A 26,721-nucleotide genomic window follows, 5' to 3' on the forward strand; every position below is an offset into this window, starting at 1 on the left:
TAAAATCGTGTGTAGTGACCTTAAAAAGTAGGACACATTACATGAAACTGTATTTCATAAGGATTGTTGTCTATATGCAAATAGACGCAATCCTTTTCTTTATGCAGTACTTTCCGTTATTATAGTATGCAATAGCTTCTATTATTACTGGTTAAATCGTTAAAGTTTTTTGAATGTTTGTTAGCTTTACTTAAACTAGATTAGGGTAATTACTCAAACAAGAATACACACATTCAGTTGCATTTAATGACTTTTCTGTTATAGTTTTAAATAAGAAAAAAGGCGGAGAGTTATCATGCATACAGAATCGGTAATAAAAATGTTAATTGCCTCTTTAACAAAAGGCATACGCGGAAAACTCATTTTCCTCTTATTTATCACTATCATTGTGCAATCGCAGAATGTGTTAATATCTTATGTAATGGGAATTATTGTTGATGGTTTGACATCTATGAAGTTCTCATGGGTATTACAAGTATTAGTCTTTGTGTGTATCCTAATCATTGCGATCACTGCACTTTCTACCCTACAAGCATATATCTCAAGCCACTTACAGTTTTCTTATCAACACAAGCTAAAAGAGCTTATCTATGAACATTTGTTTCGGGTAAAACTGAGTTCTCTAACAGAATCTGTTAGTGCCATCTGCGAGAAGATAGATACGGATACTTTAACTTGTGCTAACTACGTTATGGAAGATAAGCTACAAGTATATATTGACGCTGTTTTAGCATTTTTGATTACGGGTATTCTGTTTTTTGTAGATTGGCAAATTTGTCTTTTGGTACTACTGCTTGCAATTTTTAATATTGGTATATACATGATTAGCTATCAGAAGATGTTTCGCATCCACAAAGCTGAGAAGGATGCACAAACGGCGTCTTTCTCACGTGAAGTGATGTGGATGGGGCGGGGGAAACTTGTGCGATTAGAACATCTTTATGCTAACGTAAAAAAAGATATACATGCAATTTATACGACATGTGAAAAAGCAATGAAACATAGTTTGAATGTTTCATCCGCTTATAATTTCATATGTTCCATGATATCCAGCTTATCCTTAATTTTAATCATCTATCTTTCATTAAAGCGAATACAAGTTGGCGAAATTACCGTTGGTGAATTTGTTGTGGCATTTAATTTTTTCAATATGTTGGTTACGTATATATCCTCTATTTTAAATTTTGGATCGAAAAAACAGGAAATGCATATTGCGATAACGCGCTTAGATACTCTTATGGATTTAGAAGAGGAGTCTGAGGAGGGTATCAGATTAGATAGCGTTCATGATATTACCATAAAAAATTTAACCATATTCTATGGGGATAAGAAGATTGTAAAACATCTGACTTGTAAATTTAAGCAAGGAAATAGCTATGTAATCAAAGGAGCAAATGGTGCCGGTAAAAGTTCTCTTTTAGATGTATTGAGTGGCTTTCAAGCATATGAAGCAGAGGCTTTTCTAATCAATGATATTCCTTTTTCAGAACTGCAAGTATATCATTATCGAAAAAATTGTATCTCCTATGCACTTCAACAGCCATATGTTATACAGGACACCGTATTGAATAACATCAATTTTGGACAGTCTCGAAATACTACGATGCTCTTTCGTTTAGATAGTCTTAACAACCGCGATATTCATGAAGATAACATCTCCCAAGGAGAAAAGCGTAAAATTGTTTTAAATAGAGCTTTTGTTAAAGATGTTTCACTTTATTTATTAGATGAACCTGAGTCTTTTTTAGATGCTGACGCGAAAAAGAAAGTAATCGATTTTCTTATGATGAAGAAGAGTGATCGTATGATCATTATTGTATCTCATGATAAAGATATCATACAATGCGCTGATGAAGTTATTGATCTAGAAGAATCAAGATAATGGAAAATCTTAACACTTAGAAAATGTTTACTAAACAATTAAGTTTTTTGTTATATGCACCTGTGTTATCCTGTGTTATAGTGAAATAGAAAAAGCAGATGGAGGATTGTTTATGGAATATAAGTGTTTTTATGAATCTGCCATGGGAAGAATTGTTCTAACGAGTGATGGAGAAAACTTAACAGGTTTATGGTTTACTACTTCAAGATTTAGCGAGTTATGTGAAATAGAAAAAGAGCAATTCCATGAAGAACTGCCCGTTTTTCATAAGACACGTAGGTGGTTAGATGCTTATTTTAAAGGTCAAAATCCTAAAATCGATATACCTATGCGATTGAGTGGAAGTGCTTTTTGCTTACGGGTGTGGGAGATTTTAAAAACCATTCCCTATGGACAAACCATAACGTATGGAGATATAGCAAAGCAAATAGCAGCAGAACAAGGGAAAGCGAAAATGTCAGCCCAAGCGGTTGGTTATGCGGTTGGTCATAATCCAATTTCTATCATTATCCCTTGTCATCGCGTCGTAGGCGCAAAAGGAAATCTTACAGGATATGGTGGGGGATTAGATAAGAAAATACAGCTTCTTACATTAGAAAACGTAGCGATGGATGCCTTTTACCGACCAAAGAAGGGAACGGCATTATAAGTTAGTGTTCTTGTAATTGATGCATTAGACATTCGATAGGTTGCTTATCCTCACGAAAGCCTTTAAATACTGGCTGACGCATACCTCCGCTTTGTGTGTATTCCATAAATTTCACAGTGCCACATAAAAACGGCGATATCCAAGTGGCGTCCTCATTGCCATCTGGCAGGACAGAAAAAGGGCAAGGAATCGTGTCTTTGATATGGGCAAATAAATAATCTTTGGATACACCCATGGTAACATGCCCACAATATTGCAGTTTTTGGTTATCATAAGCAGCTAGCACTAAGGAGAGCATGGCATGTTCTTTGGGAATATAACCAACAACAGCAAAATCGGCTTCCAATAGATGTTTGCATTTGATCCATTCTTTTGTGCGCTTGCTTGGTTGATACAGACTTTCTTTACGCTTTGCGACGATTCCTTCCAGTTGTTGTTGCTTCGTTAAAGCAAACAAAGCTTTTCCTTCTTGTTCAATGTAACGAGAGATATTACAGATAGGGGATTCTTTAATGTTCTTTTCAAGCAATTTTTTTCGTTCCATCAAAGGCTTTTGACAAAGATCTTCACCATCAAGATTTAAAATATCAAAAGCAGTGAAGACAGCAGGAAACTTTTTACTATGTTGACGTATACGAAAAGGATCACTTGTAAGAGTTCTTCTTTGAATGGCGAAAAAATCACTTTTTCCATCTTGAAAAACATGCAATTCTCCATCGATCACACAAGGCTTCTTTGCTTGTTTATATAAACTTTTTAGTTCAGGAAACTTAGAATTTAATTTTAGATGACGTTTATTGATAAGTTCTACATGATCTTTATAAAGATAAGCTAAACAACGAACACCATCCATTTTAATCTCGTAAATATATGCATCATCGTCAAATGGAGGCTGTTCTGTTCCGATTAACATGGGATCGTATAAGGGAAATTGCATTAGTGACGCACCCGTTTCCGCTTGGTTTTCGGCTTCGTGGCTTCAATGGATTGTTTTAAGGCTTCCATAAGATCAATTGGAGTTTTATGATCTTCCTTACGATCGCTGCTGTGCAATATTTGATGACCATCGATCTTTTCTTCAATTGCATTGCGTAAGCGCTCTTGAAATTCATCATGATACGTTTCTGGTTCAAATGGTTTGCTCATGGATGTTATCAATTGTTTTGCCATGTTCAACTCAGCTTTATCAATATCCGGGTGCAGAATGGTTTTGGGATTCTCGACTAATTCTTCTTCATAGAAAAGGGTCTTGACGATAATTTCTTCATCGCTTGGGCAAAGAGCCAGCAGCGTTTCTTTAGTGCCAATAACCGTTTTAGCAACTGCAACAACATTTTCTTCCTGCATGGCTTTACGTAGCAATTCATATGCTTTTTCGGCATGTTTCTCAGGAACGGCATAATAATTCTTTTCATAATATAAATCATTGATATTGGCTAAAGAAGTGAAATGTTGAATCTGGATCGTACGATCTTTTTCAACTTTTAACTTTTCAATCTCATCGTTCGTCATGATGACATATTTATCCTTTTCATATTGATAGCCTTTTACAATATCTTCACTTTTTAATTCTTTGTCACAATTAGGACAATATTTTTTATATTTTACGCGTTCATGGGTATCTTTACAAAGTTGATTAAAGGATATAGCTGTATCCTGTGTTGTTCGATACAGTTGTATAGGGATATGAACAAGTCCAAAAGATATAGCTCCTTTATGTGCAACAGCCATGGTATCACCTCAAGGCTATTATGGCTGTTTCGGATAGTATCATTCTTATCATTATGAAATATACTTTGGTAAACTATTGTATATGATATGATTAGAAGCGTTAAAGAGGATTCTAAAGTATCCAATTTAATGGAACGCCTAAAAAAATAAAGTCAAGAGTATTATTTCAAAAGTTATCTGCTATACTATATGTGTCCGGAGGGTATAAATTTTTCCTACGCTTAGAGATAAGGGAGATCGGATGTTGTTAGATGGTGTTGAATACCTGCTACGTGTAGGGATCCTAATGTCTAACGCAGATCACCCACCTGTATATACAGGGAAAGATCTCTCCCTTCGGACGTATATGAGAAATTGACAGATGAGCAATCATCTGTTTTTCTTTTCGCTTTATTTCATGCTATACTAATTGTAAGAATAAAGGAGAAGATAATTATGGATGCAAAAGAACGTTTTATAAGCTTATATCAAGAACATATTCATCGTGACGGAAGTGATAAGCTATTAGAGTATTTATTACATCATAGTGATTTTTTTACAGCTCCTGCCAGCACTAGATTTCATGGCTCTCATGCGCAAGGATTAGTTGAACATTGCTTGAATGTATATGATTGCTTAAAAGATTACTTAGCTAGATCACGCAGTAAAGAAGTCTATCACATGGAGTATAATGAAGAGACAATTGCAATTGTTGCATTATTGCATGATATCTGCAAAGTGAATTGTTATAAAGAAAGTACACGGAATGTTAAAGTAAATGGAGCATGGACACAAGTTCCATATTATGAATTTGATGATCAGCTGCCGTATGGACACGGTGAAAAAAGTGTATATATCATTACAGGTTTTATGCGATTAAGCAGGGAAGAAGCCTTTGCCATTCGTTATCATATGGGATTTAGTGGAAATGATGATGCACGTGGTGTAGGTTACTCCTTTGAACATTTCCCTTTGTCGTTTGCTTTAAGCACTGCGGATATGGAGGCTACTTATTTCTTAGAAAGTGAAACGGTATAAGTTATCAAAATATGTAAGATTGTTTTGCGTAGGGCAAGTAACATTATAGTATATATAAAAAGACGATTAGAAAAGGTTCTGTGAAATTCTCCAGGACAATGCGTGATCGTCTTTTATTTTGCATATTTGGCAATAATTTCTTGGAAGGTTGTTGTATGATGCAGCAATGCTTCTTTTTCATCATCGCTAATTTTTAGCTTGCGCAGCATCGCTGGGTTTTCTTGGGGATGATAACAGAGAAAAGTTTTATGGCCTCGTTGTAATAGGGTGTTATCCTGCTCTTGCAGTAATACGATTGGTTTGCGGGCTTCTTCTTTTATGCGTTTGTGATCATCTTCGCGTTTCCATAAACATAACTGCTCTTCATTATACAGCATACGGATAAAATTTTTCTTAGCCATCGGGTATTGTTCATAAAAATGATTTAACATATCTTTCATCGCCTGACGTTCCGTGTAACCATCATTGGGGCAGGTACTTTTTACAAAGGGAATATCGTTTAACATTTGGGCATTCAAAATATCATTTTCATGCGCATAGATCAGCGGACGGATAAAGGTGATATCATCATTTGATAAATGCATTTTAGGCAAGAAGGTGGCTAGTTTACCGCCATGAATTGCATTCATTAATAAGGTTTCTATAGCATCATCACTGTGATGACCAAAGGCAACTTTATTACAATGTAGATCTTTTGCGGCTTGGTTAACGGTAGCTTTTTTGAACTTGGAGCATAAACTGCAGCGGATACGACCATTTTTATCTAAATTACGTTTTAATATTTCATAAACCTTGGAATCAATCTGATGGAATTCAATACCAAGGCGCTCACAAAATTGTGTCACTTCTTGAAATTCCATGTTAGGAAAGCCGAGTTTAATATGGATACCGACAACTTCAAATCGACGATCGCAAAATTTTGCATACATATGTAATGCAGTTAATAATACCATGCTGTCTTTTCCGCCACTCACTCCAACGCCAATACGATCACCATCTTGTATTAAGCCATAGTCCTGATCCGCTTTACGAATATCCCCAAGTATCTTATGTAATTTCATCCTTATCACGCTCTTTCTCAAATCTGTATCATTATACATGATTTTTTCGCTCTTTCACAGGCTAACCACAAGAAATTCTTGATTTTTATGTTATAATGATACACGGTGATGACATGGATGGTATTTTATTGATAAATAAAGAAGCAGGGATGACTTCTCACGATGTGGTTGCACAGTTGAGAAAGATCCTTCATATAAAGAAAATCGGTCACAGTGGTACATTAGACCCTAATGCGACCGGTGTCTTGCTCGTGTTGGTTGGCAGAGCTTGTAAAGTATTACCGTTTTTAGCAGATACGGATAAAGAATATATCGCAAGCATGGAATTGGGCAAGAAAACCATTAGTGATGATATTTGGGAAGAGGTTTTGGATGAAAAACCGGTTATACCAATTAAAGATTTGCAAAAAGAACTTGATAAATTTCGCGGTGTGATTGAACAGGTCCCTCCAATGATTTCAAGTATTAAAGTTAATGGAAAAAAGCTTTATGAATATGCTCGTAATCATGAGCATGTGATACGCCCGGTAAGAAGCGTGGAAATTTATGATATTCAAGCACTTGATGAGGCAAAACTACAATTTAGGGTAAGTTGTAGCAGTGGCACGTATGTACGTTCATTGTGCCATGATATTGCCGAAAACACAGGAAACTATGGATGTATGTCTTCTTTGATCCGCACGCGTGTTGGGCGATTTAGCATACAGGATTGTGTGACGTTAGATGATGTGAAAAAAGGCGAGTTTATCTTACACCCTATAAAGGACGTGTTGGATCATTACACAAGTGTTCCTTATACACCAATTTCAGATATTTATAATGGAAAACATATACGTTTACAATGTGAGGATAATCGCTTGGCAATTTTAGATAAAGGTGATGTCATAGCTTTATATGAACGTGATCATGGCGATGTCTTTCGTTGTATTCGCGGATTGTGGTAGGTGAAATTATGGAAATATTACGATTTAATATACATACACCCATAGAATGCCGGGAACGTATAACGGCTTGTATCGGGTATTTTGACGGTTTACATCTAGGTCACCAACAGTTGGTAAAACGGGTGCTGGAAATAGCTGAAAAAACCCATACCATTCCAGCGCTGATTACCTTTGATCCAGATCCCTGGGTCGTATTGAAAAAATTGCACAATATTCCCCATATTACACCGATGAATCATCGACAAGATATTGGCGCAAAACTGGGGATCCAGAAATGGATCATACTTGATTTTCAAAAGGATATGGCGCAACTTAGCTATGAACAATTTCATGAGCTTGTCTTAAAACCATTGCATATTGAAACATTAGTATGTGGTTATGATTTTCATTACGCCAATCGTGGAGAAGGCAGTGTAAAAACGTTACAGGCTCAGCATTTTTTTAAAGTAGAGGTCGTTGAAGAAATCGCCAGTGCCAATGAGAAAATTAGTTCAACTCGTATAGAACAATCCATAAAACGTGGTGAAATGGAAGAAACGGCAGATATTATGGGGCGCTTTTATGAAATGCGAGGTATTGTGAAAAGTGGTAATCGAGTTGGACGCAAGTATGGTTTTCCTACAGCGAATCTTAAAACACAGGGTGAATATATCATGCCAAAGCAGGGTGTTTATATTGGAAGTGTGTTTGTATTAGATACCTGGTGGATGGCGATTATTAATGTCGGACATAATCCAAGCTTTAATTATCAGCAAAACACATCGATTGAAGCATATTTACTTGATTTTGATAAAATGATTTATGATAAAACGGTTACATTCAGATTTCATCGTTTTTTACGCGAAGAGCAGAAATTTGCCGGCATGCAGGAGTTAAAAGAGCAGTTGCTCAAAGACTGTGATCGTGCCAGAAACTATTTTAGGCAAAGAAAGGAAGGATAGCATGCGTTTAAAGCTATTTGATACAATTGATGAGGCATTAGCGTTGCTAGAAGAAAATAATGCATTTTATCATGAAGTGGAAAAAGATATTCGTAAAGCGCTAAAAGACTTATTTGCTAATAAAACCGAGATGATCGTTGATGTGAATTCGCGCGTCAAAAGCAAAGAAAGTCTACGAGAAAAGATTATCCGCAATCGGTTTTATGTGGACTATCAAAATGCGCAAGATATTTTGGACAATCTAAGCGATTTGATTGGTTTTATTATTGAATGTCGTTTCATTGAGGATGAATATAAAGTATTAAATATCATTCGCGAACGTATGAATGTTCGTAATGAAGATGATGGGTATTATTGCAATGAGGCGCATCCACTATTTTATTTGGATTGTGCTTCCCGCCAACCACAAATTCAAAAAAATGGATTTGCCATCTATCGCATTGACGGTTACTATCTCAAAAATGGTGTGAAGGTGAATATGGAATTGCAGATAAAAGCACTGGTACATTCCTTTTGGGGAGAAATTGAGCATAAATTGGTTTATAAGAACACCAATTATTATGTGTACGATGATTTTATGAAAGATTTATTGGCCAGTATCAAAGCCAACCTGACAATAACCGATCGCCAGCTTAACATTATTTATGATCAGATGCAGTCAACATCCTTAGGAGATGCCAATATTACCGAATCAAGTTTTGAAAAACAAATCAGTAAGGCAATTAATGATTTATTCGCGACGAAAATGAATGAATCTATTGGTTTTACTATGAATCTAAAGAACACTTCAACGATTTTAGGTCATTATATCTTCATTAAGGATATTCGCTATGATGGCGGAAATAATGACCGTATTGCGACTTTGTTTCGGACGTTTAAGAAATTGAACTCCATACATATGGACTTTGAAAATGAAATTGTGATGGAGGAAGGTTTTTATTCACAAGATGTTTTTGTTCATATCTTAGGGACCTATTTACTCTCCATCATTAATGAAGACTATGATTGGTTTGTCTTCTTTAATATGTTATTTGCCATTGAACCAGGGAATAATATGGAAGACTTCAGTTTGTTCTTAACGGTAATTCGCAATTATTTGGTAGACAATTACTGGCTAAACACAAGCTTTGTACGTCTGCCGATGGATCAGAGTGATTTATTACATGATGAGTGTTCGCGAATGTTGGCGAATTCACTTTGTGAAATAGGAACGATCAAGATTATTCACGATGATAAGATGATCGCCATAAATAAGGCTTTTGTGAAGTTTATTGAAGAATTGGAAAAACGCGTCATCAGTTATTCTGATTTTATGCAGTATAAGGAAGCGTATTATGATGAATGGATGACACGTATGCGCAAGATTTTCAGTTGAGCCTATCTTTTTGAAACCTAATAGACATATTAAGATGCCCTTTTGCATAGTAGTGTAGTAGCAAGGAGGGCATTTTCTATGAATAAACAGGCACTTGCATTTCTGACCATGTTTTCATTAATTTTGATGTTAAGTGTATACTATGTCACGCTGCCAAGTGATACAACAGCAGTGATGAAGGAGAATACGCCACAAGAAGAAACTGGCGATTCTAACAGTAAAGACAAGATAGAAAATAAAGAGACGAAAACAGGGAAACAGGAAGAAAGCAAGGATACATCCAAAGTGAATGAGGCAGCGAAACTGCAGGAAGAAATTGACAAGAAAAAAGATAGTGAAATTAACAAAAACAGTTCGGTTCTATCAAAAGGTGATGCAGATGAAACAGCGAAAAAGCAGGCATTGACAACGATGGAAGAATTAAAAGATGACAAAGAAATGCAACAGAAAGTTGCACAGGCATTAAGTAAAGAAAAATTGAATGTAGCAGTTGAAATTAAGGATAATACATGTATCGTGAATGTATTTGATAAAAAAGATGAAAAAAAATTAGCAAATGAAATCATGAAAACCGTCAGTGAAGTAACAAATCAGAAATATTTCATTGAAGTCACTTTCAAATAGGAATGGTTTTTGTTATAATAGTTCCAGAGGGTGATAACTATGGCACAAGAATACATTGCTTTGAAGGAAAACAATAACGATGGTATTATCGCATTGAGCAAATCAGCTTTTCAGACGATTGCCAAGATTGTTATTGAAGAAGACGAAAATCTTAAGCTCGCAGAAACAAGTACACCATTTAAATATCCGCTTGTTTGTAAAATTGCGAACGATCAGCTGATTTTAACGATGGATGTAAAAGTGAAATACAGCGTGAATGTAAACGATGTATGCAGTAAACTGCAGGGTAAGATCTTTGAAAATATAGAACACATGACGGGCTTTCAGCCTGACCAGATTGATATTCGCGTCAGTGGCTTTATGTTTTAGAGAAATCCGCATGGATTTCTTTTTTTTGAGTTGGAGGTGAAGATATGGCGGTTAGCTTAGAGGATTGTTTGGTGATCGGAATCAGTTCAAGAGCTCTTTTTGATCTAGATGAAGAAAATCGCATTTATGAAGAAGAAGGTTTAAAAGCATATGCGGACTATCAGATTGCTCATGAAGATACGATCTTAAAGCCGGGAAGTGGTTTTGCATTAGTAAAAGCTTTATTAAAATTGAATAGTAGATTTGATAAACGTAAGGTAGAAGTGTTGATCATGTCGCGAAATTCAGCAGATACTTCTTTGCGCATTTTCAACAGTATAGCGCATTATCAGTTGGATATCAGCCGCGCTGTATTGAGTGGAGGTGCTGCTTTATCTCCTTATCTTTCTAGTTTTGGGGTTGATTTATTTCTAAGTGCCAATGAAGAAGATGTCAAAGCAGCCATCCAAGCTGGTTTTGCGGCTGGACGTATTTATACCAACGCTATTCAGGACTTTGATCCGATGCAAGAGATTGAGCAAATACGAATTGCATTTGATGGGGATGCTGTTTTGTTTAGCGATGAGGCAGAGCGCATCTTTCAGGAAAAAGGCTTGGCAGCCTTTGTGGAAAATGAGCAAAAAAAAGCTCTTCAACAATTGCCGGCTGGACCATTTGCGCGTTTTTTAAAAACCATCAGCGATTTACAGAATCATATGGATAGTACACAATCTCCCATTCGCACGGCTTTGGTAACTGCTCGCAACGCTCCAGCTCATGAACGTGTCATACGGACCTTACGGGCTTGGGATGTACGTATTGATGAGGCATTTTTCCTAGGTGGAATAACCAAAAAAGATGTTTTAAAGGCATTTGCGCCCCATATCTTTTTCGATGATCAGAAAGTGCATGCCGATGTGGCATCTCAAGTGGTACCTAGTGCACAGGTTCCATGGAAGGAATAAGAAAACTTGCATGTTTCAATCAAATACATAGTGGTTTTACATCATTTTATGATAAAATAAAAAAGAATATACAGGAGGATCAGAATATGGCAGTAAGCAGACATGAATTAAGAGAGAAGGCAATGACTTGCCTGTATCAGCATTTTCTTCTCAATAAAGATATTAAAGAAACAGTTTTTGAAAACAATGACAGTAATGAAATAGATCCATTTCTATATACAGTAACCATTGATGCCATAAAATATGAAGAGGATTATATTCAGATGATCAATGAAGCCTTGCGTGAAGATTGGACATTTGAGCGTTTGGGTTATGTAGAAAAAGCAATATTGATCATGGCAGCCTGTGAATTGGATATGGAGATCGCTCCTAAACCAATCGTAATTAATGAGGCAGTGACATTAGCAAAAAAATATTGTGATGAGGAAACATATAAACTCATCAATGGGGTTTTAGATCGTTTATGAAACTACCCCTTCTTAGTGTTTATGATCTTGTCCATTATCTGAAACAGACACTTGATCATGATCCTAATCTGCAAACGTTACTGATTCAAGGCGAAATTTCCAATTTTACCAATCATCGTAGCGGTCATTGGTATTTTACGCTGAAAGATAAAAAGGCTAAAATCAGTTGTGTGATGTTTTCTTCGTATGCTAGTCGCTGTTCTATTTTATTAAAAGAAGGTATGAAGGTCATCGTCAGAGCGGAAGTTTCAATGTATGAGCCACAAGGCAGCTTACAGTTATATGTAACACATGTACAAGTGGATGGCTTAGGTGATTTGTACTTAAAGTTAGAAGCGGTGAAGAAGCAGATGGCGAAGGAAGGTTTATTTGCTTTGGAGCGTAAGAAAGCTTTGCCCTTATATCCCATGGATATAGCCGTAATCAGCGCAAAAAGCGGAGCAGCCGTGCAAGATGTTTTGACAACAATTGCACGACGTTGGCCGTTAGCAAATGTTCATGTTTATCCAAGTCTTGTGCAAGGAATCAATGCGGCAGATGATCTTATTCGTAATCTAAAAAAGGCTGATGAGATGGAACATGATGTGATTTTGTTGGTTCGTGGAGGCGGAGCAATTGAAGATCTTTGGTGTTTTAATGAAGAGCGTGTTGCACGTTGTATCAGTTCGATGAAAAGTGTTGTCGTGACTGGTGTAGGGCATGAAACAGATACGACATTAGTTGACTATGTGAGTGATGCCAGAGCGCCAACGCCCACGGCTGCTGCGGAATTGATAACACCTCAACGTGAAGAAATCCTTATGCAGCTTATGCATTTAAAAAGCAGGATGAAACAAATCATGAATCATCGTTTGCAAGAAGAAAAGGCTGTCCTTGAATCTTTAAAGCAACATCGTTATATGAGCGATCCCTTATCTTATATCCGTGAAAGTCAGATGAAATTAGCGATGCAAGCACGGGAAATGGGAATGATCGAACAGCGTCTGTTAAAACATCGTCATACAGTACAGGAATATGCAAATCGATTGGCACATCAATCGCAACAGATTGCACAGAAAAAACAAGCGGAAAAAGCAAAGGTTTGGATACAGCTTGCACATGCGCTACAAGAATATCAAAGGAAACAACAGACAACATTATATAAACAAATATCCTTACTAGATGCCTATAGTCCGCTGAATGTTTTAAAGCGTGGTTATGCGATTGCTGAAACTAAAGATACATTGATTAAATCTATTGATGATGTTCAAGAAGAAAGTCTTATGCGCATACGTCTTGTGGATGGCTTTCTGCATGCTTGTGTAAAGAAAAAGGAGAGATTATAATGGAAGAAAAACAATCATTTAAAAATTCCATGGCGCGATTAGAAGAAATTGTATCATTATTAGAACGAAATGAAATAGAATTAGAAGAAGCCATCAGCTTATTTGAAGAAGGGCTGAAGCTCGTAAATTCTTGTGATACGCAGTTAAAAACCTTTGAAAATAAAGTGGCTCAGCTTTTAGCTGCTTATCAGGAGGATGCAGGTGATGAATAACTTTGAAACATATTTGCAGCATATATGTGATGCTTTGCAAGATTCCAAAGTAAAAGATGCCATGCAGTATTCTTTAATGGCAGGAGGTAAAAGAATACGTCCGCAAATTTTACTGGCAGCTTTGCAATGTTATGGCATAGAAGAGCGTGTTGGATATCCTGTTGCTGCAGCTATTGAAATGATACATACCTATTCTTTAATTCATGATGATCTTCCGGCAATGGATGATGATACGCTGCGCCGTGGTAAACCGACTTGTCATGTGCAATTTGATGAAGCAACTGCCATTTTAGCAGGAGATGCTTTACTAACGCAGGCTTTTTTACTGGGAGCTATGGCAAGTGAGGATGCGATGGTGAATTGTGCTATCGTAAAAGCATTAAGCAGGTATGCTGGAGCAGATGGTATGGTACTTGGACAGATAAAAGATTTAGAAGGTGAAATAAAGGAAGATCTTACCTTGGCGGAACTAAAAGATATTCATTATTATAAGACCGGACGTTTATTAACGCTTCCTTTGGTATGTGCGGCTTATCTAACACACCATGAAGAAGATATTCCTGCTTGGGAGCAAATCGGTAGTGATTTGGGCTTATCTTTTCAAATCCAAGATGATATTTTGGATGTTACGAGTACCGTTGAGGAATTGGGTAAAAATATCAACAGTGATGCGCAGAATAATAAACGCACCTATGTTTCTTTACTTGGTATTGAAGAAGCGCAAAAAGAGGCATCCTTCTATTATGAGCGGGCGCAGCAAAGACTGCATGAACTGTTTGATGATGCGCATGCCTTGGATGCCATCTTTGTGGCTTTAACAAAGCGTAAAAACTGATGAGGTGATCATGTGAATATATTTGATATTAAAAGTCCATCGGATATCAAGTCCTTATCCTATGCACAGTTGGAAGATCTTGCCCAACAAATTCGCATTTTTTTAATTGAGAGTATTGCGAAAACAGGAGGACATTTGTCAAGCAATTTAGGTGTCGTAGAATTGACACTAGCGATGCATTATGTCTTTGATACACCACAGGATAAGTTCATTTTTGATGTTGGGCATCAATCGTATGTACACAAAATATTAACTGGACGTGCGCCGCTGTTTACGCAACTGCGCCAATACAAAGGCATTGCCGGCTTTCAGAAACGCAAAGAGAGTGAGCATGATGCATGGGAAGCAGGGCATTCTTCTACTTCTTTATCTGCCGCTTTAGGGATGTGTGTGGCACGGGATCTGAATCATGCTTCCTATCAGGTTGTTCCTGTAATTGGTGATGGAGCTTTAACGGGTGGTATGGCCATGGAAGCATTAAATCAAATTGGCAGTGAACAGCGTAATATGGTCATTATTTTCAATGATAATAACATGTCAATCTCCAAAAATGTCGGTGCAATGGATGAAACCTTTACTCGGCTTCGTACAAGTAAGCCATATAATACTTTAAAAGAAGATTTAAAAGGTGCTTTATCAACCTCTAAAATGGGGAAAAGTGTTTTAGAATCCATGAAAAATATCAAAAATGCGGTAAAAGAAAATGTTGTGGATACTTCGATTTTCGGTGATTTTAATTTGGATTATATCGGTCCGGTAGATGGTCATGATATTCGTCGTTTGATCAAAGTGTTAGAAATAGCAAAGCGTCATGATGGCCCGATTGTCGTACACGTATTAACAAAAAAAGGAAAAGGGTATCCTTTTGCGGAAGAAGATAAAGAAGGAAAATGGCATGGTGTATCGCAGTTTGATCCTAAGACCGGTTGTTCCTTATCACGTATGCCAAATGGGCAAAAAAGCTGGAGTGAAGTCATATCCAGTACACTTTGTGATTTGGCAAAAGATAATAAAGATATCATAGCAATCACCCCTGCTATGAAAGGTGGCAGTAAGTTATCTGCTTTCTTTGAGCAATTTCCTACGCGTAGTTTTGATTGTGGTATAGCCGAGGAACATGCGATGACTTTTGCGGCAGGATTAGCTGCAAGTGGGAAACGTCCTTTTATCTCAGTATATTCTTCCTTTTTGCAGCGTGCCTATGATCAAATCAGTCATGATGTAGCTCGAATGGATCTGCCTGTTGTCATTGGCATTGATCGTTGTGGCTTAGTTGGCGAGGATGGTGAAACCCATCATGGTGTTTTTGATATTGCCATGTTGCGTCATATCCCGCATATGATCTTAGCACAACCAAAAGATGGCGATGAGGCACAACAACTTTTATACACAGCTTTTACGCAAGAACACCCTTTTGCATTACGCTATCCGCGTGGAAACACTCCCTTTCATAAGGTAGATACATATCATCCTGTGCGTATTGGCAGTTGGAGCATGCATAAGATTATGGAGACGAGTAAACTTTGTGTAATCACCTATGGAGATAATGTGGATAAAGTTATTTCTAAGGCGCGCATCAATGGACTAGCGATTACCGTTGTAAATGCACGATTCTTTAAACCTCTGGATGAAGAAATGCTGAATAGCATTTGTCAAATGGAAGAACCTGTCATCATCTATGAAACAGATATGTTAGCTGGTGGTTTAGGCAGTGCGATTTTAGAATATGCGAATGATCATGGCTACCAAAAACATTTTGTACGTATCGGTATTGATGATCATTTTGTAGAACACGGCAGTATACCGCAATTAAAGAAATTGGAACGTTTAGATATCAACACGCTTTGCGATATTATCGCAAGCTATTTGTAGAGGATGCCTATGCGATTAGATCAAAAAATCGTTGTCATGCGTAGAGATCTATCACGCTCTCGTGCACAAGATATGATCAAAGAAGGCCTTGTGCAGGTTAATGGACAAACCATCACCAAAAGTAGTTATGCTATAACAGAAGAGGATGAAATTGTCATTTTCGAAGCAGATATGGTATTTGCCAGTAGAGCTGGTTTTAAACTATATGATGTCATAGATGATTTTCAGTTACAACTAAAAGATCGTGTGTGTTTGGATGTGGGTGCCAGCACGGGAGGATTTAGTGATGTCTGTCTTCAACAAGGTGCTCAAAAGGTATATGCTGTTGATGTAGGAAAAGATCAATTGATTGAGCGATTGCGTAAGGATAAACGCGTCGTAAATATGGAAAATTGCAATTGTCGCTATTTGCGCAAGGATATGTTTGATGATGCAATTACCTTTGCTTGTATGGATGTCTCTTTTATTTCCGCAAAACTCATTTTACCAGCAGTATTCTCGGTGATGAGTAAGAAAGAACTTGTTGTTTTGATTAAACCGCAATTTGAGGCAGGGAAAGCTTACGTTGGAAAACATGGCATTGTTAAAGATGCCAAGGTGCACATGCGCGTGTTGCAAGAGATGGTTGACTTTGTAAAAGAACAAGGACTTTATGTTCATCATTTACAAGAAAGCAGCATCTTAGGAAGAGATGGCAACCGTGAATTTGTCATGCACATTTGTGATACCTACAAGCAGCAGCTATTTGATTATCATACAATCGTCATGAACCATAAGAAAACGAGGTGATTCTATGCTGACACAAATTTATGTCAAAGATTTTATTTTGCTGGATCATGTGAATTTAACATTGGAAGACCATATGTCTGCTTTTACTGGTGAAACAGGAGCAGGTAAATCGCTGTTGATGGATGCCATAGGAATCTTAAAAGGAGATCGCATCAGTGCCAGTATGGTAAAAGATGGTAAAGATAAAGCAATTATCGAAGGAGTCTTTCAAGTGCCTTCTCACCACGCTGTAAGAAGCTTATTAGATGAAGCGGGATATACTTTGGAAGATGATTTGCTCATCGTAACGCGTGAATTTAGTAAAGAAGGCAAAAGTGTCGCACGTATTAACCAAAGAACAACAACGATTGCCTTTTTAAAAGAAGTTATGGCAGCTCTAGTTGATTTACATTCCCAACATGATACACAATATTTATTGAATCCCAAATATCATCTATCTTTACTGGATCGTTTTCTGCAACAAGATGCATTACGCGAGGATGTTCGTGATACCTATCGTGTTTTTAAGAAATGTGATGATGAGCTTTCACAACTGCTGCATGCAGATTACAGTGAAGATGATTTAGAATTTCTCACATTTCAGTTAAATGAAATTGATGAAGCAATGCTGAAAGAAAATGAATTAGATGAATTAGAAGAAGAATTGCGTCATATGATGGGTTATGAAAAGGTCAGTGCCGGTTTACATGCCGCAATTCAATTATTGGATGAAGAAGAGGGTGGATTGCCTATTATCTATGAAGCGGCTCATCAATTAAGTGGATTGCATTATGATGAGACACTGGATACATATGCACAGAAGTTAAATGATGCTTATTATGTGATGCAAGATCTTACTGAAGAAATCAAAGAATATGTACAAAGCCTAGAATTTGATGAAGAACATTTCCATGAATTGCAGGATCGTATTTCTTACATACATAAAATTTTTCGTAAATATGGAGGAAGCTATGATGCTGTTTGTGAAAAACGCGATGAGCTAGATCGTACCATTGATGGTATCTTACATCGTCAAGATGCTATCACAAAATTGGAAAAAGCCCGACAGAAAGCTTATGCGGCATATGAGACGCAAGCAAAACAACTGCATACGTTGCGCATGGCGAAAGCAAAAGAATTGGAAGAACTTGTTGTTACACAGTTGCGTGATCTAGAATTGCCCAATGCACGTTTTCATGTTTCAATTGAAACATTTGCAGGCAATGCCACCGGGATGGATAAGGTGGAATTTTTAATATCGATGAATGCTGGAGAACGCTTAAAAAGTCTTTCAGCAACGGCTTCCGGTGGTGAATTATCGCGTTTTATGCTTGGCATGAAGACGGTATTCACACGTTTGCAAGGTATTGAGACTGTTATTTTTGATGAGATAGATACTGGTGTCAGTGGCAATGTTGCCTTTGCTATTGGTAAAAAGATGCAGGAGCTGGCAAAAGATGTTCAGGTTTTCTGCGTAACACATCTGGCTCCAGTAGCAGCTTGTGCGGACCATCATTATGTAGTAGAAAAGTTACAGGAAAATGATCATGTCAAAACACAGATCCATGTATTAGATGAACAAGAGCGTATCATTCAACTTGCTAGTATATCTAGTGCATCACAAAGTGTTTCTGCGCATGCCATGGCAAAAGAATTATTAGAAAAAGCGCGAAGAGATTAATGATTTTCTTTGACTTGTTTCACTTGACACAGGACAAACTAGCCCTGGGAGGTGATACTTTGTCAAAGAAATTTTTAATTTTACTAAGCTGTTTCATTTGCCTATTCATTCATCCTTCAATGATCTGTGCCAATGAAGGTATTTATTTAGGCGGAGATAGCGTTGGTATTGAAGTTTCTTATGATGGTGTACTCATCAGTGGGACGTATCACTTTACGATACAAAATAAAACGTATACACCGGAAACCTATATTCAGAAAAAAGATATCATAAAAAAAATCAATGGCGTCACGGTAACAAGCATTGCTGATATGCAAAGGGAACTGTTGACCTATCAAAGAACACAATCAAAAGATAGTATTCCTATCACTGTTCTTAGAAAGAATCAGCTCATAGAAACATCATTGTTTAATGTGTATGATGAAACAGACAAGGTATATAAGTGTGGTTTATATGTAAAAGATAAAATTGTCGGTGTTGGTACCTTGACCTATTATGATCCTAGCAATCATACTTATGGAGCACTTGGGCATGAAATTATGGATACGGATTTGCAGGAGATAGCGGATATTCAAGCAGGAAGTATTTATCCGGCGAATGTATCATCTATTCAAAAAGCACAGCAAAATCATGCCGGAGAAAAACGCGCCACCATTGATTTTACTAGAGTCTTGGGAACGATTCGGGAAAATACGCGTATTGGTATTTATGGAACCTATGTACAATTGGGAAGGAATGCGCCTCTCATGGAATGGGCAGATGCGCAAAGTGTACACAAAGGGAAAGCCCAGTTGTATACGGTTTTACATGGTGACGAAGTACAAGCTTTTTCCATCAATATCACCAAGATTCATCATCAGCACATCGGTGATGTAAAAGGTATAGAATTTATTGTTGACGATCCTGTATTATTAGCACAGACAAATGGTATTATTCAAGGCATGAGTGGTTCACCTATCGTCCAAGATAACAAAATCATAGGAGCAGTTACACACGTTATTACGAATGATCCTATTCATGGATATGGTGTCTTTATCGAATGGATGTTATCTAATTCTAAGAAACTTGCGTAATTACGACATTATTCGACTTACACTTTGGTGTTATCACAGAAATGACGGCATAAAACGTCGTCATTTTTTCATAATTTGAAAAAATTTGTAAATTTCTTTACGGTGTTCGACAAATTCATTGTTATTTCTCATTTAGAATTCTTATAATTAATAGGGAAGGAGAGAAAGAAATATATGAACAACAAACTTAGCGTCTATCTTGTCGATGACAGTCTGGAAATGATTCACTCTATGAAAGCAGCATTCGCAAAGAGTGATGCATATCAGATCGTAGGCAGTGCCACCAATGGTGAACAATGTCTTGTAGAGCTTCATGGGAAACACATTGACATCCTCGTACTGGATCTGCTGATGCCAAAGAAGGATGGGATCAGTGTTCTGCAAGATTTAAAGAAAAACAACATTGAGGTAGCTCACATCATTACCACAACACCATTTGTGAATGATTTGATCGTATCACAAGTGCAGAATTTTCGGATCGACTACATACTCATGAAACCTTTTGAGATGGAGGAGCTTGTCGATAAGCTAAACTTCATCGTTGGCTTTACCAGTAAACAAAAGAAAGGCAATGGCTTGCGGGTGAATCTTGATGAAGATGAAAAGAAACGCCTTGCCAAATTAGAACTGGAAAGTGAGATTACGGAATTACTCCATGAGATCGGTATACCCGCACATATCAAAGGCTATATGTACTTACGAACAGCTATTTTAGAAACTTATCTAAATGTTGATTTCTTAGGTCAGATCACCAAAGTCTTATATCCGGAGATTGCTCGTAAATATGCAACGACCGCCTCACGTGTGGAAAGAGCCATTCGTCATGCGATAGAGGTAGCTTGGAATAGAGGGAATATTGATGCCATTGATGATATTTTTGGTTATACGATTTCTGCTAGTAAGGCAAAACCAACCAATTCGGAATTCATTGCGATGATTGCCGATAAATTACGTCTTGAGCATCGTTTAAAAAACAAAACAGCGATGATGCAAACTTATCGCTAGCTTTTCTTCCTGAAATCCTTTATAATGGTCAAGGTAAGCGGATGAATCATCATGTACATTTGATGTTTTATTAACCAAAATAAAGGATGTTGGATATGGCAGGAAGAGTTATATTTCATATTGATTTAAATGCGTTTTATGCAAGTGCGGAGGTTTTGAAGAATTCTGCGTTGGAGGGACAACCGGTTGCTGTAGCCGGATTGCATCGCAGAAGTGTTGTCAGTACGGCAAATTATGAAGCTCGTAAATGTGGAGTTCATAGTGCTATGCCATTATTGATGGCTTTAGAAAAATGTCCGCAGCTGGTAGTTGTACAAGGTGATTTTTCCTGGTATGAAGAATTAAGTAATCGTTTTTTCACCTATCTGCGTAAATTCACCCCTTGTATTGAACCGGCTAGTATCGATGAATGTTACATGGATGTTACTGATATCATAGGTAATTATAAACGACCGCTAGATTTGGCATGGATCATTCAGAAACGTGTCTATGAAGATTTGCGGTTACCATGCAGTATAGGAGTAGGACCAAATAAGTTTTTAGCAAAGATGGCGAGTGATATGCGAAAACCTATGGGAATCACGGTATTGCGAAAACAAGAAGTGCCATCTAAGTTATGGCCACTACCAATCACAGATATGTGGGGCATTGGTAAGAAAAGTGTGCCATTATTAGAAGAACGTGGAATTCATACCATTGGCGATTTGGCTGATCCATCAAATGAAACGATGCTAATGACACTGCTTGGCAAGCAGGGGTATATGGCCATTCAACATGCGCGTGGAAATGGCAGTAATCGTTTATCCTATAACACCAGTGTGCAATCCATTTCACAATCAACGACACTGGATCGTGATATCATAGAATACGATGAAGTAAAAACTGTTTTTCGCCGTTTAGCTCATTCTTTGAGTCAACGAGCAAAACAAGAAAAAATCAAAGGTTCTTTACTATCCATTTCTATTCGATATTATGATTTTACCAATGCTGTTCGCTCACAGTCTTTACAAGGCTATACGAATGAGGAAACCATTTTATTGGAAACAGCATTGCTATTGTTTGATCAAAATCACAACGGTAAAGAAATCCGTCATCTTGGAATCGGATTAGGATCGCTTTACAGTGAAGAAACCAGTGTTACACAAATTGACATGTTTCAAGAACCCGTAGAAGATACAAACGATGTTGCTATAGTGTTGAAACAGTTGAATAAGCAACTTCCTGGTGCAAATCTGATCAGTGCCGCGCAGCTTAAGAAAAAAATGTAGAAATATGACGAAGAAAAGAAGGGGTGAACTCTTCTTTTTTTTCATATGCTGAAGTGAGGTGAGCATATGAAAAAGAAACATCATTATCACGGCTTTTTAAAGAAATATCAAAATGTCTATTTGTATATTGCTATCTTGGTTGGTTGTGGACTATGCATGGGTATTATCTTATCGAATTACATAGATGTGAATGATATTCAAAATCTTTCTGCTTATTTAACGACCATTGATTCCAATGTCAATAAGTATGACTATTTTATATCACAATTCTTTTTGGGAATTCTTTTTATTTTATTTGTCTTTTTGTTGGGGACAAGCATTGCCGGCATCCCCATTATTAGTTTCGTTGTGTTTACCAAGGGATTACAAATCGGCTTCTCTTGTGCGCTCTTTGTGGCAACCTATCAGATGAAAGGAATTGTCGGCATTTTGTTGACACTCTTACCCCAGGTTGTGTTTGACCTACTTGCTACGTTTTTGATTTCTGCCAGTGCAATTCAATTGTCAATGTACATCGTTTATAGTTGCACAAACCGTGAACGCCTAGACTTTCGTAAATTATTTAATACCGTACTTAATGATATCTTTATTTGTTTTCTGATTATGCTAGTGGGGGCATATTTGAAATCAACGATTGTTATTGAATTCATTAAGCTGTTTAATTTAATGTGATTTTCCTGTATAATACTACATACAGGAAGTGAGAAGATGAACGATCATTATACGTATGATTATATACATGGTACAACTACTTATGTATATCAACGAAAAGACATGTTTCGCATAAATACTGATACCAGTCTTTTAGCCGCATTTATGCAGATAAAACAAGGAGAGCGCATCTTAGATATTGGAACGAACAATGGAGCTTTACTGGCAGTGGCTGCAACAAAGCAGCCCGCTTACCTATATGGTGTAGAAATTCAAGAAGCAGCATGCAAGTTGGCTGAACATAATTTAAAAGATTGTGGTGTGCCATTTACAATTTTAGCAGGCGATGCAGGTAACATGACGCTTCCTAAGGTAGATGTTGTGATATGCAATCCACCTTATTTTAAGGTCAATACGCATGCAAATCTCAATGAGAGTGATTATTTGCGTATTGCCCGTCACGAGTGTTACCTGCCTTTTCCTTTATTGTGTAAACAGGCAGCTTCCACGCTACAAGAAAAAGGCCGTTTTTATTTGGTACATCGTGCGGATCGGATTGGCGAATTGATGAAAGAATTGTTACAACATCGATTCGGTGTGCGTACCTTACAATTTGTTTATGATCAAAATAAAGAGGAAGCCATCACTGTTTTAATTGAGGCAATTAAAGATGGGGGGCATCATACACATGTATTACCACCAATCATGCTAAAGCGATGATGTAAAGTATCAATCGTAAGATTGTTCAATCTCAATACTATTTTAGATTGTCACGTATATATTTCTTTTTTACGGTTAAAAGATAGGATATTGAAGTGTTTCTGCATGTAGTAAGGATATAAGCCTATCCATACCAAAAAGATAAAAACTGTGCTATAATATCACATGGTGAGATTATGCAGATAACTGATGCGTTTGAAGATTATCTTCATTATATACAAGTCGTAGAGAATAAGTCCTTAGCAACCGTGGCATCCTATCGTAATGATCTAAAGGAATACCTCGCTTTTTTAGACGCACATGGATTTACGGCTATTGAAGATGTAACCTACATGGATCTGCAAGATTTTCTCAAAGAACAAAAAGTAAAGAAAAAAACGAGCAGTGTCAATCATATGATTACTTCATTGCGCATGTTTCATCGCTATTTGACGATGACATACCCTAAAATTCCCGATGCAACCTTACACATACGCTCTTCCAAAACCGCAAAGAAATTACCGACCTATTTTAATGTGGCGGATATTGAACGCTTATTAGATAGCTTCCAAGACAGTGATATGGACATATTCCATAAGGCTTTATTAGAAGTACTTTATGGCTGTGGCTTGCGAGTAAGTGAGCTGACGCATTTGCGTTTAAATATGACACATTTAGAGCAGGGCTTTCTCAAAGTGCTTGGTAAAGGAGAAAAAGAGCGGATGGTGCCTATGCATCAGCGCAGCGTACATGCGTTGCAACAGTATTTAGAATTTGTTCGCCCACAATGGGTGAAACAGCGAAGTCCTTTTGTGTTTCTTAACTCACGAGGACAGAATGTTTCAAGACAATATGTACATAACCTGATTAAGAGCAAACTTACAGCACTTGGCTTAGATGAACGTTTATCCGCACATAGCTTTCGTCATAGCTTTGCCACACATCTTTTAGATGGTGGTGCTGATCTTCGCGTTGTACAGGAGTTGCTGGGACATGCGGATATCGCTACGACACAAATTTACACCCATATTCAAAACAAACGATTACAAGATGCTTATGCATCTTTTCATCCAAGATCAAAGGAGGAAGACGACCATGAAAACATATAAACGTGTATTCGCCATCGTTGTAGATTCCCTTGGTGTTGGGGCTGCCCCTAATGCCAAGGCATATGGCGATGAAGGATGTGATACCTTAGGCCATATTGCTATGCATATGGAAAATTTCCATATCCCAAATTTAGCAAAACTAGGACTTGCCAATCTGCATCCTATGCAGCATGTAGCAAGCGTACAAGAACCTATGGGATATTATACCAAAATGATCGAGCGCAGTGTCGGTAAGGATACGATGACCGGTCATTGGGAAATGATGGGGTTATATATCGACACACCATTTCAAACATTTACAGAAAGTGGCTTTCCTAAGGAGCTGCTTGATGAGCTGAGCAAACGCACCGGCCATAAGATTGTCGGAAATAAAGCAGCAAGTGGTACCGAAATTTTAGATGAGCTGGGCGAACACGAAATTGCCACCGGAGATATGATTGTCTATACTTCCGCAGATAGTGTCTTGCAGATTTGCGGTAACGAGGAAACATTTGGTTTAGACGAATTATATCGCTGTTGTGAAATCGCCAGAGAGTTGACCATGAAACCGGAATGGAAGGTAGGACGTGTTATAGCCCGTCCATATATCGGCAAGAAAAAAGGTGAATTCAAGCGTACGGCAAATCGCCATGATTATGCCTTAAAACCATATGGGAAAACGGTATTAAATGCCTTACAAGAGCATGGGTATGATGTTATCAGTGTTGGTAAGATCAATGACATCTTTGTAGGCGAAGGCATCAGTGAAGCGTATAAATCAAAAAGCAGTGTGCATGGTATGGAGCAGACAATCGATATCATGAAAAAGGACTTCCAAGGCTTATGTTTTGTAAATCTTGTTGATTTTGATGCTTTGTGGGGGCATCGCCGTAACCCTGTTGGCTATGGGGAAGAGCTAGAGCGCTTTGATGAAAAACTCGGCATCGTATTAAAACAGCTAAAGGAAGATGATTTATTAATTATCACTGCTGATCATGGAAATGATCCTACCTATAAAGGCAGTGATCATACCAAAGAAATGGTGCCAATGCTTGCCTATAGTCCATCTATGCAAGGACATGGCTTATTAGCATTGCGCGATAGCTTTGCGGATATCGGTGCCAGCATTGCGGAAAATTTTGCAATTGAGATGCCAGAGAATACGATTGGAACAAGTATGCTGGCTTTATGGAAATAAATAAGTAAAGGAGTAGAGAACATGAGTAATTGCAGTAGCTGTCCTAGTAAAGGGACCTGTGGGAAGAGTGAAGATACCTGTGGTATCCAGAACAATGCCCGCAACAAAATCAAACACGTCATTGGCGTGATGAGTGGAAAAGGTGGCGTAGGTAAAAGCTCAATGAGCGTTTTATTAGCAAAAGAGCTGCGTCAAAGAGGCTATCAGGTCGGTATCATGGATGCCGATATCACCGGGCCAAGTATTCCAAGACTTTTAGGCTTGGAACATGAAAAGGCATATGGCACAAACGATGCTATTGAACCTGTCATTGATAAAGATGGTATTAAAGTAATGTCTTTGAACTTTTTGATGGATGATGAAAATCAACCGGTTGTATGGCGAGGTCCCATCGTTGGAAATGCTGTTCGTCAGTTTTGGACAGATGTCGTTTGGGAAGAATTGGATTATCTGCTGATCGATATGCCACCGGGAACTGGTGATGTCGCATTGACTGTTTTACAAAATATGCCGGTGAATGGCATTGTGATGGTATCTACACCACAACCTATGGTATCAATGATCGTATCGAAAGCCATTAATATGTGTAAGGAAGTAAAGGTGCCGGTTTTGGGTATCATCGAAAACATGAGCTATGTCGTTTGTCCAGATTGTGGTCGCCATATTGAAATATTTGCACATAAGAATACAGATGAATTCTTACAGAGCAACGACGTTGAATTATGGGCTGAATTACCAATGATGGATGCCATTTCACAGATTTATAAAGATGATGACTTCACCCCTGAAACAGTAAAAAAAGTCCAGAAATTAATTGCACCTGCTGTTGATAAATTGGAAGCGTGCATGAAATAACGAAAAAGGGCATAAAATGCCTTTTTTTAGTGCCTTTTGCAAGATTACTCACTTATGTGATACTGCTAAATCTATCTAAATGTAACAATTCCCATTTATTTTCATGAAAAAAATATTTCCATTTACCATAGATTGTGCTATATTAGTAAAGGATTTTTTATAAGTCTTAACAACTGGGCTTTAAAAA

27 protein-coding genes are annotated in these 26,721 nt (G+C 37.6%); 24 read left to right on the plus strand and 3 right to left on the minus strand.

Annotation, left to right across the window (positions count from 1 at the left end; translation table 11 throughout):
- Positions 1-295 precede the first annotated feature (295 nt).
- Complete coding sequence (locus KJS44_RS07100) at positions 296-1,882, plus strand: ATP-binding cassette domain-containing protein (RefSeq protein ID WP_008688536.1); 1,587 nt, start codon at positions 296-298, stop codon at positions 1,880-1,882.
- Between the two features lie 112 nt (positions 1,883-1,994).
- The gene (locus KJS44_RS07105; RefSeq protein WP_008688534.1) at positions 1,995-2,531 is read left to right on the plus strand and encodes a methylated-DNA--[protein]-cysteine S-methyltransferase; all 537 of its coding nucleotides are present in this window, start codon (positions 1,995-1,997) and stop codon (positions 2,529-2,531) included.
- A gap of 1 nt (position 2,532) precedes the next feature.
- On the opposite strand, the gene ligD is transcribed toward KJS44_RS07105, so the two are convergent.
- Both ligD and ku read right to left on the minus strand, forming a co-directional pair.
- Positions 2,533-3,468, minus strand: coding sequence for a non-homologous end-joining DNA ligase (gene ligD, locus KJS44_RS07110; RefSeq protein WP_008688533.1), 936 nt, complete (start codon positions 3,466-3,468; stop codon positions 2,533-2,535).
- On the minus strand, positions 3,468-4,262 hold the full coding sequence (ku, locus tag KJS44_RS07115) for a non-homologous end joining protein Ku (RefSeq protein ID WP_008688532.1): 795 nt from the start codon (positions 4,260-4,262) through the stop codon (positions 3,468-3,470). The genes ligD and ku overlap by 1 nt, the downstream gene beginning before the upstream one ends.
- 435 nt (positions 4,263-4,697) lie before the next feature.
- On the opposite strand from ku, the gene KJS44_RS07125 reads away from it, so the two are divergent.
- On the plus strand, positions 4,698-5,279 hold the full coding sequence (locus KJS44_RS07125) for an HD domain-containing protein (protein ID WP_008688530.1): 582 nt from the start codon (positions 4,698-4,700) through the stop codon (positions 5,277-5,279).
- Between the two features lie 113 nt (positions 5,280-5,392).
- Here KJS44_RS07125 and KJS44_RS07130 read toward each other — a convergent pair whose 3' ends face one another.
- Positions 5,393-6,340 (minus strand): tRNA lysidine(34) synthetase, encoded by a 948-nt coding sequence (locus tag KJS44_RS07130; RefSeq protein WP_008688529.1) that lies wholly within the window; start codon positions 6,338-6,340, stop codon positions 5,393-5,395.
- Between the two features lie 113 nt (positions 6,341-6,453).
- Between KJS44_RS07130 and truB the strand changes: the two genes are divergently transcribed.
- The 21 genes from truB (at position 6,454) to KJS44_RS07235 (ending at position 26,534) form a co-directional block, all read left to right on the plus strand.
- Positions 6,454-7,284 carry a tRNA pseudouridine(55) synthase TruB gene (gene truB / locus KJS44_RS07135; protein WP_008688528.1) on the plus strand — a complete coding sequence of 277 codons (831 nt, stop codon included), beginning with the start codon at positions 6,454-6,456 and terminating at the stop codon, positions 7,282-7,284.
- 8 nt (positions 7,285-7,292) lie between these two features.
- Positions 7,293-8,225 carry a riboflavin biosynthesis protein RibF gene (ribF, locus tag KJS44_RS07140; RefSeq protein ID WP_008688527.1) on the plus strand — a complete coding sequence of 311 codons (933 nt, stop codon included), beginning with the start codon at positions 7,293-7,295 and terminating at the stop codon, positions 8,223-8,225.
- Position 8,226: 1 nt separating this feature from the next.
- Positions 8,227-9,600 (plus strand): GTP pyrophosphokinase, encoded by a 1,374-nt coding sequence (locus KJS44_RS07145; RefSeq protein ID WP_008688526.1) that lies wholly within the window; start codon positions 8,227-8,229, stop codon positions 9,598-9,600.
- A 78-nt stretch (positions 9,601-9,678) separates the two neighbouring features.
- Positions 9,679-10,224 (plus strand): SpoIIIAH-like family protein, encoded by a 546-nt coding sequence (locus tag KJS44_RS07150; protein WP_008688524.1) that lies wholly within the window; start codon positions 9,679-9,681, stop codon positions 10,222-10,224.
- A 39-nt stretch (positions 10,225-10,263) separates the two neighbouring features.
- Entirely contained in the window at positions 10,264-10,593 is a 330-nt protein-coding gene (locus KJS44_RS07155) for an Asp23/Gls24 family envelope stress response protein (RefSeq protein WP_008688522.1), read from the plus strand.
- Positions 10,594-10,637: 44 nt separating this feature from the next.
- Positions 10,638-11,537 (plus strand): 5'-nucleotidase, encoded by a 900-nt coding sequence (locus KJS44_RS07160; protein WP_008688520.1) that lies wholly within the window; start codon positions 10,638-10,640, stop codon positions 11,535-11,537.
- A gap of 86 nt (positions 11,538-11,623) precedes the next feature.
- Positions 11,624-12,004 (plus strand): transcription antitermination factor NusB, encoded by a 381-nt coding sequence (gene nusB / locus KJS44_RS07165; RefSeq protein ID WP_008688518.1) that lies wholly within the window; start codon positions 11,624-11,626, stop codon positions 12,002-12,004.
- Entirely contained in the window at positions 12,001-13,329 is a 1,329-nt protein-coding gene (gene xseA / locus KJS44_RS07170; RefSeq protein ID WP_008688516.1) for an exodeoxyribonuclease VII large subunit, read from the plus strand. Before nusB ends, xseA begins: the two co-directional genes overlap by 4 nt.
- A complete protein-coding gene (gene xseB, locus KJS44_RS07175) occupies positions 13,329-13,541 on the plus strand; it encodes an exodeoxyribonuclease VII small subunit (protein ID WP_008688514.1) in 213 nt (70 codons plus the stop codon). The genes xseA and xseB overlap by 1 nt, the downstream gene beginning before the upstream one ends.
- Entirely contained in the window at positions 13,534-14,376 is an 843-nt protein-coding gene (locus KJS44_RS07180) for a polyprenyl synthetase family protein (RefSeq protein ID WP_008688512.1), read from the plus strand. Before xseB ends, KJS44_RS07180 begins: the two co-directional genes overlap by 8 nt.
- Positions 14,377-14,388: 12 nt before the next feature.
- Positions 14,389-16,248 carry a 1-deoxy-D-xylulose-5-phosphate synthase gene (gene dxs / locus KJS44_RS07185; protein ID WP_008688510.1) on the plus strand — a complete coding sequence of 620 codons (1,860 nt, stop codon included), beginning with the start codon at positions 14,389-14,391 and terminating at the stop codon, positions 16,246-16,248.
- Positions 16,249-16,257: 9 nt separating this feature from the next.
- Entirely contained in the window at positions 16,258-17,037 is a 780-nt protein-coding gene (locus KJS44_RS07190; protein WP_008688508.1) for a TlyA family RNA methyltransferase, read from the plus strand.
- A gap of 4 nt (positions 17,038-17,041) precedes the next feature.
- Complete coding sequence (gene recN, locus KJS44_RS07195; protein ID WP_008688506.1) at positions 17,042-18,697, plus strand: DNA repair protein RecN; 1,656 nt, start codon at positions 17,042-17,044, stop codon at positions 18,695-18,697.
- A 59-nt stretch (positions 18,698-18,756) separates the two neighbouring features.
- Positions 18,757-19,770 (plus strand): SpoIVB peptidase S55 domain-containing protein, encoded by a 1,014-nt coding sequence (locus tag KJS44_RS07200; RefSeq protein WP_026006720.1) that lies wholly within the window; start codon positions 18,757-18,759, stop codon positions 19,768-19,770.
- A gap of 174 nt (positions 19,771-19,944) precedes the next feature.
- The gene (gene spo0A, locus KJS44_RS07205) at positions 19,945-20,775 is read left to right on the plus strand and encodes a sporulation transcription factor Spo0A (protein WP_008688501.1); all 831 of its coding nucleotides are present in this window, start codon (positions 19,945-19,947) and stop codon (positions 20,773-20,775) included.
- A 95-nt stretch (positions 20,776-20,870) separates the two neighbouring features.
- Entirely contained in the window at positions 20,871-22,043 is a 1,173-nt protein-coding gene (dinB, locus tag KJS44_RS07210; RefSeq protein WP_008688500.1) for a DNA polymerase IV, read from the plus strand.
- 66 nt (positions 22,044-22,109) lie between these two features.
- Complete coding sequence (locus tag KJS44_RS07215; RefSeq protein ID WP_008688498.1) at positions 22,110-22,715, plus strand: stage II sporulation protein M; 606 nt, start codon at positions 22,110-22,112, stop codon at positions 22,713-22,715.
- Positions 22,716-22,751: 36 nt separating this feature from the next.
- Positions 22,752-23,414, plus strand: a complete 663-nt coding sequence (locus tag KJS44_RS07220) for a tRNA1(Val) (adenine(37)-N6)-methyltransferase (RefSeq protein ID WP_117547586.1) — start codon at positions 22,752-22,754, stop codon at positions 23,412-23,414.
- A 176-nt stretch (positions 23,415-23,590) separates the two neighbouring features.
- A complete protein-coding gene (locus KJS44_RS07225) occupies positions 23,591-24,502 on the plus strand; it encodes a tyrosine recombinase (RefSeq protein WP_008688493.1) in 912 nt (303 codons plus the stop codon).
- Complete coding sequence (locus tag KJS44_RS07230; RefSeq protein ID WP_008688492.1) at positions 24,489-25,679, plus strand: phosphopentomutase; 1,191 nt, start codon at positions 24,489-24,491, stop codon at positions 25,677-25,679. Before KJS44_RS07225 ends, KJS44_RS07230 begins: the two co-directional genes overlap by 14 nt.
- Before the next feature lie 21 nt (positions 25,680-25,700).
- Positions 25,701-26,534 (plus strand): Mrp/NBP35 family ATP-binding protein, encoded by an 834-nt coding sequence (locus tag KJS44_RS07235; RefSeq protein ID WP_008688490.1) that lies wholly within the window; start codon positions 25,701-25,703, stop codon positions 26,532-26,534.
- The last annotated feature ends 187 nt before the right edge of the window (positions 26,535-26,721 follow it).

The organism is Longicatena caecimuris (assembly GCF_018406465.1).
GTDB lineage: Bacteria > Bacillota_I > Bacilli_A > Erysipelotrichales > Erysipelotrichaceae > Longicatena > Longicatena caecimuris.